This is a genomic window from Vulcaniibacterium tengchongense (assembly GCF_003814555.1).
In the GTDB taxonomy this organism is placed as follows: Bacteria; Pseudomonadota; Gammaproteobacteria; order Xanthomonadales; family Xanthomonadaceae; genus Vulcaniibacterium; species Vulcaniibacterium tengchongense.
Genome location: NZ_RKQN01000001.1, coordinates 365,110 through 378,352 on the forward strand (window position 1 = coordinate 365,110; position 13,243 = coordinate 378,352).

At 74.4% G+C, this 13,243-nt stretch carries 10 protein-coding genes and 1 pseudogene; 7 read left to right on the plus strand and 4 right to left on the minus strand.

Annotated elements, in window-relative coordinates:
* Positions 1-13: 13 nt before the first annotated feature.
* The gene (locus EDC50_RS01750) at positions 14-874 is read right to left on the minus strand and encodes a 23S rRNA (adenine(2030)-N(6))-methyltransferase RlmJ (RefSeq protein WP_123768752.1); all 861 of its coding nucleotides are present in this window, start codon (positions 872-874) and stop codon (positions 14-16) included.
* Between the two features lie 146 nt (positions 875-1,020).
* Here EDC50_RS01750 and creB point away from each other — a divergent pair, with 146 nt between their 5' ends.
* From creB to EDC50_RS01775, 5 genes are all read left to right on the plus strand, one after another.
* A complete protein-coding gene (gene creB, locus EDC50_RS01755) occupies positions 1,021-1,686 on the plus strand; it encodes a two-component system response regulator CreB (protein ID WP_123768753.1) in 666 nt (221 codons plus the stop codon).
* Positions 1,687-1,696: 10 nt separating this feature from the next.
* A complete protein-coding gene (creC, locus tag EDC50_RS01760; protein WP_123768754.1) occupies positions 1,697-3,133 on the plus strand; it encodes a two-component system sensor histidine kinase CreC in 1,437 nt (478 codons plus the stop codon).
* Between the two features lie 137 nt (positions 3,134-3,270).
* Positions 3,271-4,614, plus strand: a complete 1,344-nt coding sequence (gene creD / locus EDC50_RS01765) for a cell envelope integrity protein CreD (protein WP_123768755.1) — start codon at positions 3,271-3,273, stop codon at positions 4,612-4,614.
* A 59-nt stretch (positions 4,615-4,673) separates the two neighbouring features.
* Positions 4,674-5,297 carry a GNAT family N-acetyltransferase gene (locus tag EDC50_RS01770; protein WP_123768756.1) on the plus strand — a complete coding sequence of 208 codons (624 nt, stop codon included), beginning with the start codon at positions 4,674-4,676 and terminating at the stop codon, positions 5,295-5,297.
* A gap of 26 nt (positions 5,298-5,323) precedes the next feature.
* Positions 5,324-6,229 (plus strand): carbon-nitrogen hydrolase family protein, encoded by a 906-nt coding sequence (locus EDC50_RS01775; RefSeq protein WP_123769599.1) that lies wholly within the window; start codon positions 5,324-5,326, stop codon positions 6,227-6,229.
* Positions 6,230-6,236: 7 nt separating this feature from the next.
* Here EDC50_RS01775 and EDC50_RS01780 read toward each other — a convergent pair whose 3' ends face one another.
* Together EDC50_RS01780 and EDC50_RS01785 are read right to left on the minus strand one after the other, a co-directional pair.
* On the minus strand, positions 6,237-6,788 hold the full coding sequence (locus EDC50_RS01780) for a phosphatase PAP2 family protein (RefSeq protein WP_123768757.1): 552 nt from the start codon (positions 6,786-6,788) through the stop codon (positions 6,237-6,239).
* A pseudogene (locus tag EDC50_RS01785) lies at positions 6,785-7,950 on the minus strand (glycosyltransferase family 4 protein). The gene EDC50_RS01780 and the pseudogene EDC50_RS01785 overlap by 4 nt, the downstream one beginning before the upstream one ends.
* 194 nt (positions 7,951-8,144) lie before the next feature.
* On the opposite strand from EDC50_RS01785, the gene EDC50_RS01790 reads away from it, so the two are divergent.
* Both EDC50_RS01790 and mdoH read left to right on the plus strand, forming a co-directional pair.
* A complete protein-coding gene (locus EDC50_RS01790) occupies positions 8,145-9,653 on the plus strand; it encodes an OpgD/OpgG family glucan biosynthesis protein (RefSeq protein WP_123768758.1) in 1,509 nt (502 codons plus the stop codon).
* The gene (gene mdoH / locus EDC50_RS01795) at positions 9,650-11,557 is read left to right on the plus strand and encodes a glucans biosynthesis glucosyltransferase MdoH (protein ID WP_123768759.1); all 1,908 of its coding nucleotides are present in this window, start codon (positions 9,650-9,652) and stop codon (positions 11,555-11,557) included. The genes EDC50_RS01790 and mdoH overlap by 4 nt, the downstream gene beginning before the upstream one ends.
* A gap of 94 nt (positions 11,558-11,651) precedes the next feature.
* Here the strand turns inward: mdoH and ppx are convergent, their stop codons facing one another.
* The gene (gene ppx, locus EDC50_RS01800) at positions 11,652-13,181 is read right to left on the minus strand and encodes an exopolyphosphatase (protein ID WP_123768760.1); all 1,530 of its coding nucleotides are present in this window, start codon (positions 13,179-13,181) and stop codon (positions 11,652-11,654) included.
* Positions 13,182-13,243: the final 62 nt, after the last annotated feature.

Consider the following 13,243-nt stretch of genomic DNA (forward strand, 5'->3'; position numbering starts at 1 on the left):
CTTGGCCGGCGATCTATTCCGGCGCGACCAGCCAGCGCACCTCGCCGCCGGCGCCGGGGCCTTCGCCCAGCACGCGTGCCAGCGCCGGCAGCGCCGCCCGCAGCGCGGCGTCGAACTGCCAGGGCGGGTTGAGCAGCAGCAGGCCGCTGCCGTTCATGCGCAACGGCGAATCGTCGGCGCGCACCAGCAGTTCGGCCACCAGCGCCGACTTCGCCGGCAGCGCCGCGGCGCGGCGATGGAACGGGCGCAGCGCGCGGCGCAGCTTGATCGGGTACCACACCGCGTAGACCGCCTGCGGCCAGCGCGCCAGGGCGTCGCGCAAGGCGCCGAGCACGGCGTCGAACTCGTCCAGCTGCGCTTCGTACGGCGGGTCGATCAGCACCAGGCCGCGCGCGTAGCGGGTCGCGCCGGTCCGCGGCGGCAGCAGCGCCTTCAGCGCGGCGTAACCGTCGCGTTCGTGCACCGCCATCCTCGGGTCGGCGGCGAAGTGCCGGCGCAGCACGTCGGCTTCCTCCGGGTGCAGCTCGCAGGCGGCGATGCGGTCCTGCTCGCGCAGCGCGTGCGCGAGCAGCCACGGCGAGCCCGGGTAGGCGGCGCGGCCATGCGCGAGGCGGCAGGCCCGCACCGCGTCCAGGTAGCGCCGCAGCAGCGGCTGCCGCGGCGCCTCGGCGAGCAGGCGGCCGATGCCGCCCTCGGCTTCGCCGGTGCGCCGCGCCGCGTCGGCGTCGAGCGCGTACAGGCCGCGGCCGGCATGGGTGTCGAGCGCGAACAGCGGCGCCGGCTTGGCCGTCAGCGCGTCGCACAGCGCCAGCAGGGCGACGTGCTTGAGCACGTCGGCGTGGTTGCCGGCGTGGAAGGCGTGACGGTAGTTCATCGGCGGCCCGGACTGGAGAAGGAAGGCCCGCCGCCCCGCGCGGGAGCCGCTCGCCGCACGGAGGCGGGAAGCGGCGCCCTACGCTCGGGCCGGCGGAGGCGGTAGATTCTCGCCGAATATCGAGTTCCGGACCGAGCCGGCCGTCCATGCGCATCCTCCTGGTCGAAGACGAGCCCGCGATCGCCGAGGTCGTGCTGCATGCCCTGCGCGCCGAAGGCTTCGAGGCCGAGCACTGCCTGACCGGCGGCGAGGCGCTGCGCCGCGCGCGCGAGCGCGCGTTCGACCTGGCGGTGCTCGACGTCGGCCTGCCGGACCTCGGCGGCTTCGCCCTGTGCCGCGAGCTGCGCCGCGGCCGCGACCTGCCGGTGATCTTCCTGACCGCGCACGACGCCGAGGCCGAGCGCCTCCTCGGCCTGGAGATCGGCGCCGACGACTACGTGACCAAGCCGTTCTCGCTGCGCGAGCTGGTGGCGCGGGTGCGGGTGGTGCTGCGGCGCGCGCAGGCCGGCTCCGGCGCGGCCGCCGCCGGTTTCGTCCACGACGCCGAGGGCCACCGCATCCGCTACCGCGGGCACGCGCTGGACCTGACCCGCTACGAGTACGGCCTGCTGGCCGCGCTGCTGCAACGCCCGGGCGCGGTGCTGACGCGCGCGCAGCTGATGGATCGGGTCTGGGGCGACGCGCTCGACAGCGGCGACCGCACCGTCGACACCCACGTCAAGACCCTGCGCGCCAAGCTGCGCGCGGTCGCCCCCGACGCCGACCCGATCCGCACCCATCGCGGGCTCGGCTACTCGCTGCAGGCCGACTGAGGCGCGCCGCGTGAAGATCGGCCTGCGCGTCTTCCTCGGCTATTTCCTGATCGTCGCCCTGGCGGGGCTGCTGCTGGCGCAGGTGTTCGTCGCCCAGGTCAAGCCGGGCGTGCGCCAGGCGATGGAGGACACGCTGGTGGACACCGCCAACGTGCTGGCGGAGCTGGCGCGCGACGACTTCCTCGCCGGCCGCATCGGCGACGGCGCGTTCGCGCGCAGCGTGCGCGACATGGCCCGGCGCGACTACGGCGCGCGGATCTGGGGCTTCCCCAAGCGCGCCTCGCAGTACCGCATCTACGTCACCGATGCGCGCGGCGTGGTCGTGTTCGACAGCGCGGGCCGCGACCTCGGCCGCGACTACTCGCGCTGGAACGACGTGTACCTGACCCTGCGCGGCCGCTACGGCGCGCGCTCGACGGCGAGCGATCCCTACGACCCGGACTCGACCGTGATGCACGTGGCCGCGCCGATCCGCGACGCGCGGGGACGGATCGTCGGTTCGCTCACGGTGGCCAAGCCGAACCGGGCGATCGCGCCGTTCATCGAGCGCAGCCAGCGGGTCGTGCTGCGCTGGGGCGCGGTGCTGCTGGGGGCGTCGCTGCTGGTGGGGCTGGTCGCCGCATGGTGGCTGTCGCGGCAGCTGGGCGCGCTGCGCCGCTACGCGCAGGCGGTGACCGCCGGCGGCCGCGCGAGCCTGCCGAGGGCGGCCGGCGAGTTCGGCGAGCTCGGGCGCGCGCTGGAGACCATGCGCACGCGGCTGGAGGGCAAGCAGTACGTCGAGCGCTACGTGCATGCGCTGACCCACGAGATGAAGAGCCCGCTGGCGGCGATCCGCGGCAGCGCCGAACTGCTCGAGGGGCCGCTGCCGGACGCCGACCGCGCCCGCTTCGCCGCCAGCGTGCGCGCGCAGAGCGAGCGGCTGGCGCAGATGATCGACAAACTGCTGGCGCTGGCCGCGGTCGAGCACCGCCAGCGCCTGGACGATCCGGAGCCGCTCGACCCGGCGGCGCTCGCGCGCGAGGCCGCCGAGCAGTGCGCGCCGCGGCTGGCGCGCGACGCGCTGGCGCTGCGCCTGGACCTGCCCGCGCACGCGCCGGCGGTGGCGGGCGACGCCTTCCTGCTGCGCCAGGCGCTGATCAACCTGCTGGACAACGCCGCCGATTTCTCGCCGCACGGCGGCGCGATCGAGCTGGCGCTGCGCTGCGCCGACGGCCTGGCGGTCTTCGAGGTGCGCGACCGCGGTACCGGCGTGCCCGACTACGCGCTGCCGCGCGCGTTCGAGCGCTTCTTCTCGCTGCCCCGGCCCGGCCGGGGCAGCCGCAGCAGCGGCCTGGGCCTGTGCTTCGTCGCCGAGGTCGCGGCGCTGCACGGCGGCGCGGCGGCGCTGGAGAACCGCGAAGGCGGCGGCGCGACGGCGCGGCTGAGCCTGCCTGCCGGGGAGAGATAGGAACGAGGGAAGGCGAGCGGGAAGCGATACCGTGGGGCCTAGGACCCGTTCCGGCTTCACCCTCGCTTCACCCGGCCGCCATCGCCGCTCCGCGGCTCCGGCCGATCCTGCGCCGCGTCCCGGTACGGAGCCGTCGCATGCGCCTGATCCTGAAGATGGGCCTGGTCTTCGCCATGACCCTGGCGATCCTGATTCCGCTGCTGCTGGTCCGCGGCGTGATCCACGACCGCCAGCGCTACCGCGCCGAGGCGGTGCAGGAGGTCGCCGCGCGCTATGCCGGCCCGCAGGGGCTGGCCGGGCCGGTGCTGGTGGTGCCCTACACCGAGACCGCCGAAGCGGAGGAGACCGACGCCTCGGGCGTCGCGCGCAAGGTGCGGCGCGAACGCACCCGCTACTGGACCTTCTTCCCGACCCGCCTCGACGTCGCCGGCCGGCTGCGGCCGGACACGCGCAAGCGCGGGCTGCACCAGGTGCGCGTGTTCGAATGGCAGGGCAAGGTGCGGGCGAGCTTCGAGGCGCCGATCCCGGACGAGGCCGACGCCGCGCCGGACCGCCGCATCGGCCGGCCGTGGCTGAGCTACGCGCTGGCCGACGTGCGCGGCCTGCGCGCGGCGCCGCAGCTGCGCATCGACGGCCGCGCCGTGCCGGTCGAGGAGGGCGTGGGCGGCCGCGACGCGCCCGGGCTGCACGTACGCCTGCCCGCGCCGGCGCGCGGGCAGGTGCTGCGCCTGCAGACCGAACTGGACCTGCCGCTCGGCGGCACCGAGTCGCTGGCGGTGGTGCCGCTGGGCAAGGACAACCGCATCGCGCTGGAATCGACATGGCCGCATCCCGGCTTCATCGGCGCCTCGCCGCGGCAGGACCTGGGCGACGACGGCTTCCGCGCCGACTGGCGGATCGCCTCGCTGGCCAGCAACGCCCAGCGCGGCTGGCTCGAGCGCGAGGGCCGCGGCCTGGCCGCCGACGCGGCGGCGACGCTGCGGGCGATGGACGCGGTCGGCGTCGAGCTGATCGACCCGGTCGACGTCTACACCCAGGCCGACCGCGCGACCAAGTACGGCCTGCTGTTCGTGCTGCTGACCTTCGTTAGCTTGTTCCTGTTCGAGCTGATCAAGCAGTTGCCGGTGCACCCGATCCAGTACGGCCTGGTCGGCCTGGCGCTGGCGATCTTCTTCCTGCTGCTGGTCGCGCTGAGCGAGCACGTCGCGTTCCCGTGGGCGTACCTGGCCGCGAGCGTCGCCTGCATCGGGTTGATCGGCTTCTACCTGAGCGCGGCGCTGCGCAGCGTCTGGCGCGGGCTGGGGTTCGCGGCGATGCTCGCGGTGCTGTACGCGGCGTTGTACGGGCTGCTGGTCTCCGAGGACAACGCGCTGGCGCTCGGCGCGGGCCTGCTGTTCCTGGTGCTGGCGGTGCTGATGGCCGTCACCCGGCGGGTCGACTGGTACCAGCTCGCCGGCGCGCGCCCGCCGGCGCGGGCTTGACCCGCGGGCGGCGCGGCCCGAACGCCGCGCCGCCGGTTCCGCTCCGCTAGGATGTGCGCATGAATTCCGCTCCTCCCGCCGCCGCGCCCGCGGCCGACGTGCGCTGCTTCGTCGGCGCGGCGATCGCCCCGTTTCTCGACGACCTGGCGCGGCTGCGCATCGCCGTGTTCCGCGACTGGCCCTACCTGTACGACGGCGACGCCGACTACGAAGCGCAGTACCTGCGCACCTACCTCCGATCGCCGCGCAGCATCGCGGTGCTGGCCTTCGACGGCGGGCGCGTGGTCGGCGCTTCCACCGGGCTGCCGCTGGCGGACGAGGACGAGGCCTTCCTCGCTCCCTTCGCGGACGGCGCGATCGATCCGAAGCAGGTGTTCTATTGCGGCGAGTCGGTGCTGCTGCCGCGGTACCGGGGGCGCGGCCTCGGCCACCGTTTCTTCGACGAACGCGAGGCGCATGCGCGGCGCCTGGGGGGCTACGCCTGGACCGCGTTCTGCGCGGTCGACCGCGACCCGGACGACCCGCGCCGGCCGGGATCGCACCGCGGCAACGAGGCGTTCTGGAACAAGCGCGGCTATCGCCCGCGCCCGGACCTGCGCGCGCGCCTGCCCTGGCGCGAGGTCGGCCGCGGCGAGGTCGAGCACAGCCTCACCTTCTGGCTGCGGCCGCTGGAGCGCGCCTGATGGAACGCACGCAAGCCGCAAGCGCGCTGACCGTCGCCGTCGCCAAGTACGCGGTGGGCGCGCCGTCCGATTTCGACGCCTTCGCGGCGAAGCAGGCGCACTGGCTCGACGAGGCCCGGGCGCTCGGCGCCGAGCTGGCGGTGCTGCCGGAATATCTGTCGCTGGAACTGGGCGCGACCTTCGAGCCGGCGGTGCGCGCCGACCTGCGCGCCTCGCTGGCGGCGACGCAGCGCTACCACCGCGACTGGCTGGCGCTGTTCTCGCGCCTGGCGCGCGAGCGCGCGCTGCACGTGGTGGCCGGGAGCTTCCTGCTCGACGTCGGCGGCGGCCGCTACCGCAACCGCAGCTACGCGTTCGCGCCGGACGGCAGCCACGTCTGGCAGGACAAGCTGCGCCTGACCGGCTTCGAGAAGGGCGCCGGGGTGATCGAGCCCGGCGACGCGCTGAAGGTGTTCGAGGTGGCCGGCGCCGACGGCGGCCGCGTGCGCTGCGCGTTGGCGGTCTGCTACGACTGCGAATTCCCGCTGCCGGTGCGCGCCCAGTGCGAGGCCGGCGCGCGGCTGCTGATCGTGCCCAGCTGCACCGACACCGCGGCCGGCGCGACCCGCGTGCGCGTGGGCTGCCTGGCGCGCGCGCTGGAGAACCGCTGCTTCGTCGCCCAGTCGGTCACCGCCGGGGAAGCGCCGTGGAGCCCGGCGCTGGACGTGAACACCGGCGAGGCGGCGCTGTTCGCGCCGATGGATGTGGGCCTGCCCGCCGATGGCGTGATCGCGCAGACGCAGGGCGAACGGCGCTGGGCGGTGGCGCGGCTGGACTTCGCCGCGCTCGAAGCCACCCGCGCCCAGGCGCAGGTCGCCAACGACCGCGACTGGGTCAGCCAGTACTTCCCCAGCGTGGCGCGGGCCAAGGTGGTGGGGTTCGGCAACGCGTGAGCGCGGCTCAGCCGAACAGCGACACACCCGGCACCAGCCACAGCGACAGCCCGGCCAGGCCGCTGCCGATCGCGGTCGCCGCCAGCACGTCGCTGGGGTAATGCAACCCCAGCACCACCCGCGAGGCGGCGACGCTGGCGGTGAACGGCACCAGCAGCCAGGCCAGGCCCGGGTAGTGCGCTATCGCCACCAGGCTGAAGGCGACCGCGTGCAGCGTGTGCCCCGACGGGAAGCTGAACTCGTCCAGCGGCGCGACCCAGGCATGGATGCGCGCGTCCGACGCGAACGGCCGCGGCCGCCGGGTCCAACGCTTGAGCCGCTTGTACAGCGCCAGCGCGATCGCGCCGGTCGCCGCCAGGTGCGCCGACGCGGCCAGGCCGTCGCGCCCGTCAGCCACGATCAACGCCGCCATCAGCGCGTACCAGAACACGCCGTCGCCGAGCCGGCTGACCGCGGCGAAGTACCAGCGCGGGCTGACCCGCGCGCCCCAGCGGTTGGCGCGCAGGCACCAGCCGGCGTCGTTGGCGGACAAGCGCTTGTACAGCGTCGGGCGGTTCATGGCAGCTCCTTTTGCGGCGTCGCCGCCGCGGCGTCCTTCTCGTCCCGTGCGGCGCGCGCCAGGCCGTGCAGCAGCGCGTCGAAATCGGCGCGACCTGCTCCGGCCGCAACGCCGCGACCGCGTCCCGCGCGGCCACACGCATCGCCGCGCGCGCGGCGGCGTCGCCGGCGATGCGCGCGCAGGCGGCGACGAACGCGGCCTCGTCGCCCGGCGCGACCGGCGCGCCGTGCGCGTCGCGCAGGTACTCGCGCGCGGCGCCGTAGTCGAAGGCGACGGTGGGCACGCCGCAGGCCATCGCCTCGAGCGTGACGTTGCCGAAGGTCTCGCTCAGGCTGGGGAACACGAACAGGTCGCCGCTGGCGAAGTGGCGCGCCAGCGCCTCGCCGCGCTGCACGCCGCAGAACACGAAGTCGGGGTTGTCGCGCTGCAGGCGCTCGCGCGCCGGGCCGTCGCCAACCCAGACGAAGCGCGCCTCCGGCCGCGCCGCCTGCAGCGCGCGGAACGCGCGCACCGCCAGTTCCAGGTTCTTTTCCGGCGCGATCCGGCCGACGTAGATCGCGACCAGCGCCTCGTCCTCCGCGCCCCACTGCCTGCGCAGCGCGGCGTCGCGCCGGCGCGGGTCGAACAGCGCGGTGTCGACCGCCCGCGGCAGCCGCACCACATTGTCGAAGCGCTGCGCGCGCAGGAACTCGGCCAGCTCGCGGGTCGGCACCAGGGTGGCGTCGGCGGCGTTGTGGAAGCGGCGCATCCAGGCCAGCGCCGTGGCGGCGAGGAAGCCCACGCCGTAGTCGCGCATGTACCGGTCGAAGCGGGTGTGGAAGCCGGTGGCGGCGGGAATCCCCAGCTGCCGCGCCGCGCGCAGCGCGGACCAGCCGAGCGGGCCTTCGGTGGCGACGTAGATCGCGTCGGGCCGGCGCGCGCGCCACAGCGCGCGCAACCGCCGCGTCGCCGGCAGGCCCACGCGCAGGCCGGGGTAGCGCGGCAACGGCGCGCCGCGCACCAGCACGCAGTCGGCGTCGCCCGCATCGCGCTCGCCCTGGCGCGGCCGCACCAGTTGCACCTCGTGGCCGCGCGCGCGCAGGCCCGCTTCCAGGCCCTGCACGGTCAGGGCCACGCCGTTGATCTCCGGCGGATAGGTCTCGGTGACGATGGCGTAGCGCATGCCGCGGCGTTCCCCGGGTTTGCACGATCCTCGCGGCGGGCGATGAAGCGTCGGTGGCAGCGCGATGACGAACGCATGACGCGCGCTGAAAACGATTACGCGGGATCGCGCGTGCGAAAAAGCGGGCGATAGCGCGCCGGCGTTAACACTCGCGTTCATACAATCGCGACTTTGCTGTCATATCCGAGGTGCGCGTGCGACGTCGCGAAGTGCTGTTGGCCGGCTCGTCCTGGCCGCTGCTGGCGCTGTTCGGCGCGGCGCGGTCGCGCGCGTCCGCCGCGGCGCGGCCGTTCGCCGGCGCGGAGCACGTGGCCGATCGCGCGCGCGCGCTGGCGGCGCGGCCCTACCGGCCGCCCTCCGCGCGGTTGCCGGCCTGGCTGCAGCAGCTGAGCTACGACGAGTACCGCGACATCCGCTTCGATCCGGCGCGGGCGCTGTGGCGCGGGCGCGGCCTGCCGTTCCAGGCGCAGTTCTTCCACCGCGGCTATTTCTTCCGCGAGCGGGTGGAACTGTACGAAGCCGCCGACGGAACGGCCGTGCCGCTGCGCTACGCGCCGGCGCAGTTCGAGTTCGACGGCCTGCCGCGGCCGGGCGACGAGGACCTCGGCTACGCCGGCTTCCGCCTGCACGCGCCGCTCAATCGCGCCGATCGCTACGACGAGCTCTGCGCGTTCCTCGGCGCGAGCTACTTCCGCGCCGTCGTCCGCGGCCTGGCCTACGGACTGTCCGCGCGCGGGCTGGCGTTGCGCACCGGCGACCCGGCCGGCGAAGAGTTCCCGGTGTTCCGCGCGTTCTGGCTGGAGCGGCCGGCGCCGGGCGCGGCCCAGGCGGTGGTGCACGCGCTGCTCGATGGGCCGAGCGCGGCCGGCGCGTTCCGCCTCGCGATCCGCCCGGGCGTGGAGACCACGTTCGACGTGAACGCGCGCCTGTTCCCGCGCGTGGAACTGCACGCGGTCGGCATCGCGCCGTTGACCAGCATGTTCCAGTTCGACGCCCACGACCGCGACGGCGTCGACGACTTCCGCGCCGCGGTGCACGATTCCGACGGCCTGGCCCTGCACACCGGCGCGGGCGAGCAGGTCTGGCGCCCGCTGCACAATCCTAGGACGCTGCAGGAAAGCGCCTTCGCCGGCCGCGCGCCGCGCGCGTTCGGCCTGATGCAGCGCAAGCGCGCCTTCGCCGACTACGCCGACAGCGAGGCCCAGTACGAGCGCCGCCCGAGCCTGTGGGTCGAGCCGCAGGGCGACTGGGGCGAGGGCGCGGTGCATCTGTTCGAGCTCCCGACCGCGGACGAATTCCACGACAACATCGTCGCGTTCTGGCGGCCGCGGGCCCCGCTTGCGGCCGGGCGCGAGCACCGCTTCGACTACCGCCTGCACTGGTGCGGCACGCACGCCTGGCGGCCGGAACTGGCGCGGGTGCGCGACACCCGCATCGGCGCCGGGTACCGGGGCACGCGGCGGGTGGTGATCGACTACGCCGGCGGCCGCCTGCCGCGCGAGGACGGCGCCGCGGTCCTCGCCGAAGTCGCCGCCGACCGCGGCCGCGCGCTGCACCCCGATGCCTACCCGCTGCGCGACGGCGGCTGGCGCCTGACCTTCGAACTCGATCCCGACGGCGCGCGCACGATCGAACTGCGCGCGCTCCTGCGCGACGCGGCCGGGCCGCTGAGCGAAACCTGGCTGTACCGGTGGACCGCATGAGCGTCATGACCGATTCCCTCGCCCTCGAACTGGCCCGCGCGGCCCCGTTGCTGCCGCCGGAGGCGCCGCTGGAGATGCCGATCCAGTCGCTCTCCGCCGGCCGCCTGCAGCGGCCGCGCCTGCCGACCACGCCTCGCGGCATGGCCTGGCGCCGGGCCGTCGTGATCGGCGGCGCCGGCCTGCTGACCCTGGTCGCCACGTACCAGATCTGGTGGGTGCTGCGCGGCGCCGGCACCGACGTGCTCGAGACGATCCTGCTGCTGCTGTTCGTGGCGCTGTTCGCATGGATCGCGCAGGCCTTCGTCAGCGCGGTGGCCGGCTTCTTCGTCATCGCGACCCGCCGGCCGGGGCGGCTCGGCCTGGACAACGACGCGCCGCTGCCGGTCGTGCGCAGCCGCACCGCGCTGCTGATGCCGACCTACAACGAGGATCCGGAGCGGCTGATGGCCGGGTTGCAGGCGATCTACGAATCGCTGCGCGCGACCGGGCAGCTGGACCGCTTCGACTTCTTCGTGCTCAGCGACACCACCCGGCCGGAGGTCCGCGCCCAGGAGATCGACGCCTTCGCCCGCCTGCGCGAGCGCACCGGCGACCGCGAGCGCCTGTTCTACCGCCTGCGCCGGGACAACCGCGAGCGCAAGGCCGGCAACATCGCCGAGTGGGTGCGCCGTTTCGGCGCCGCCTACCCGCACATGCTGATCCTCGACGCCGACAGCCTGATGACCGGCGAGACCATCGTCCGCCTGGCCGGAGCGATGGAGCGGAACGGGGACGTCGCCCTGATCCAGACCCTGCCGCTGATCGTCAACGGCACCACCCTGTTCGCGCGCATGCAGCAGTTCGCCAGCCGCGTGTACGGGCCGGTGATCGCGCACGGCATCGCCTGGTGGCACGGCGCGGAGAGCAACTACTGGGGCCACAACGCGATCATCCGCACCCGCGCGTTCGCGCAGTGCGCCGGCCTGCCGGAACTGCGCGGCTTCAAGCCGTTCGGCGGCACCGTGCTCAGCCACGACTTCGTCGAGGCGGCGCTGCTGCGCCGCGGCGGCTGGGCGCTGCACATGGCGCCGAACCTCGCCGGCAGCTACGAGGAAGGGCCGCCGTCGCTGACCGACATGCTGGTGCGCGACCGCCGCTGGTGCCAGGGCAACCTGCAGCACGGCGCGGTGCTGCCGTCCAGGGGCCTGCACTGGGTCAGCCGCTGGCACCTGGCGATGGGCATCGGCCATTACTTCACCTCGCCGATGTGGGCGATGCTGATGCTGGTCGGCCTCGCCATCCCGCTGCAGAAGGCCGGCTTGGCCTGGCAAAGCCTGTCGGTGCCCGAGTTCTCGCCGACCCGCTACTGGCGCGACCAGGACCCGGAGCGTTTCCTGTGGGTGTTCCTGATGACCATGGTGGTGCTGCTGGCGCCGAAGGTGCTCGGCTATCTCACGCTGTTCTTCGACCGCGCGGCGCGGCGCGGCTGCGGCGGCGCGCTGCGCGCGCTGGCGAGCATGGTGCTGGAGACGCTGCTGGCGGCGCTGATGGCGCCGATCACCATGTACGTGCAGTCGCGCGGCCTGGCCGAGGTGCTGGCCGGCAAGGACTCGGGCTGGGACGCGCAGCGCCGCGACGACGGTACCCTGCCGCTGTCGGCGCTGGTGCGGCGCTACGGCGGCATGGGCGTGCTCGGCGCGGCGGCGGGCGCCGCGGCGTACCTGATCTCGCCCTCGCTGGCGGCGTGGATGGCGCCGGTGATCGCCGGCCTGGTGCTGGCCATCCCGATCGTGGCGATCACCTCCGCGCGCCCGCCGGGGCAGTGGCTGCAGCGGATCGGCGTGTTCCTGATCCCCGAGGAGCGCGACCCGCCGCCGATTCTCGCCCGCGCCACCGAACTGCGCCGCGCGGCCAAGGGCCAGTAGCGCCCCTGGCCCTCCGCGCGGTGCGGGAGAGGCTGGCGCGGACAGGGCGATCGGGGCCCGGGGCGCGCCCCTGGGCCGCGGCGCGATGGCAGCGTCAGGCCAATTCGAACCCGAGCGCGATCCCCAGCCCGGCCATGTCCTCCGGCTCGCCCTCGAGATCGGCGCGCAGCAGCGGGCGCGTCTCCAGCCAGCGCCGCGACAGCGTCAAGGTGAGCTGTGCGTCGTCGGCGCGTGCCTCCAGCTGCGGGATCGGGTCGGCTTCGTGCGCGCGGTGCAGCAGCACCGCCAGACGCAGCAGCGCCGCGAGCCGGCGCGCCGGGGTGAGCAGCCGGTCGGGCAGGGCGTCGAACGCGGATTTCGGGATGCCGCGGCGGTGCGTGCGCACCAGCGCGGCGAGGAAGCGCTGCTGCTGCTGGGAGAAGCCTGCGATGTCGGAGTGCTCGACGACGTAGGCGCCGTGCACGTGGTACTGGCTGTGCGCGATCGCCAGGCCGAGCTCGTGCAGGCGCGCGGCGCGGCGCAGCATCAGCCGGTCGTCGTCGTCGAGCTGCCAGCTGCGCGCGACCTGGTCGAACAGGCGCAGCGCGGTCGCCTCGACGCGCTGCGCCTGGTTCTCGTCGATGCCGTAGCGCTGCATCAGCGCGGCCACCGAGACGTCGCGCGGGTCGTCGGCGCCGCCGCGGCCGATCATGTCGTAGAGGATGCCCTCGCGCATCGCCGCCTTGCTGACCATCATGCGGGTCAGGCCGAGCGCGTCGAACGCCGCCTCCAGGATCAGCACGCCGCCGGCGATCACCGGGCGGCGCTCGGCCGACAGCCCGGGCAGGTCGATCGCGTCGATGCGGTCGGCCTGCAGCAATCGGTCGCGCACCACCGGCAGCGCCTCGGCGGTGACCGCGCCCTTGGTCAGCTTCATCGCCGCGCAGATCTCGCCGATCGCCTTGTTGGTGCCGGACGAGCCCAGCGCCTCGTGCCAGCCCAGGCTGCGGTAGGTGGCGGCGAACTGCTGGAACTCGGCGGTGACCTCGGTCAGCGCCGCGCGCCATTTCTTCTTCGACAGCTTGCCGTTGTCGAAGAAGCGCCGGGTGGTGGCGATGCAGCCGACCTGCAGGCTCTCGCGCTCCAGCGCCTCGAAGCCGGTGCCGATGATGCATTCGGTCGAGCCGCCGCCGATGTCGATGACCAGGCGCCGCTCGCCCGGCTTGGACGGCTGCGCATGGGCCACGCCCAGGTAGATCAGGCGCGCCTCCTCGCGGCCGGACACCACCTCGATGGCGTGGCCGAGCGCGGCCTCCGCCGGGACCAGGAACGCCTGCGGGTCCGCCAGGCGGCGCACGGTGTTGGTCGCGATCGCGCGCACGCGCTGCGGCGGCACGTCGCGGATGCGCTGGCCGAAGCGCGCCAGGCAGTCGAGCGCGCGTTGGCGCGCCTCCGGCGCCAGGCCGCCCTTGCGGTCCAGGCCTTCGGCCATGCGCACGGTCTCGCGCAACCGGTCGACGATGCGCAGTTGGCCGAGCACGTAGCGCGCGACCACCATGTGGAAGCTGTTGGAACCGATGTCGACGGCGGCCAGCAGGTCGCCGTCGACGAGCGGCAGCCTGCCGGTGGGGAAGGCGTCAGTCATGGGGCGCAATCATCCCCGTTCAGGCGCCGTCGCGTCCATCGCTCCGATCACAGGTACGCCGT

Coding starts and splice junctions, on each gene's coding strand:
- EDC50_RS01750 (WP_123768752.1), bottom strand. CDS start 874: ATGAACTACCGTCACGCCTTCCACGCCGGCAACCACGCCGACGTGCTC.
- EDC50_RS01770 (WP_123768756.1), top strand. CDS start 4,674: ATGAATTCCGCTCCTCCCGCCGCCGCGCCCGCGGCCGACGTGCGCTGC.
- creD (WP_123768755.1), top strand. CDS start 3,271: ATGCGCCTGATCCTGAAGATGGGCCTGGTCTTCGCCATGACCCTGGCG.
- mdoH (WP_123768759.1), top strand. CDS start 9,650: ATGAGCGTCATGACCGATTCCCTCGCCCTCGAACTGGCCCGCGCGGCC.
- creB (WP_123768753.1), top strand. CDS start 1,021: ATGCGCATCCTCCTGGTCGAAGACGAGCCCGCGATCGCCGAGGTCGTG.
- ppx (WP_123768760.1), bottom strand. CDS start 13,181: ATGACTGACGCCTTCCCCACCGGCAGGCTGCCGCTCGTCGACGGCGAC.
- EDC50_RS01780 (WP_123768757.1), bottom strand. CDS start 6,788: ATGAACCGCCCGACGCTGTACAAGCGCTTGTCCGCCAACGACGCCGGC.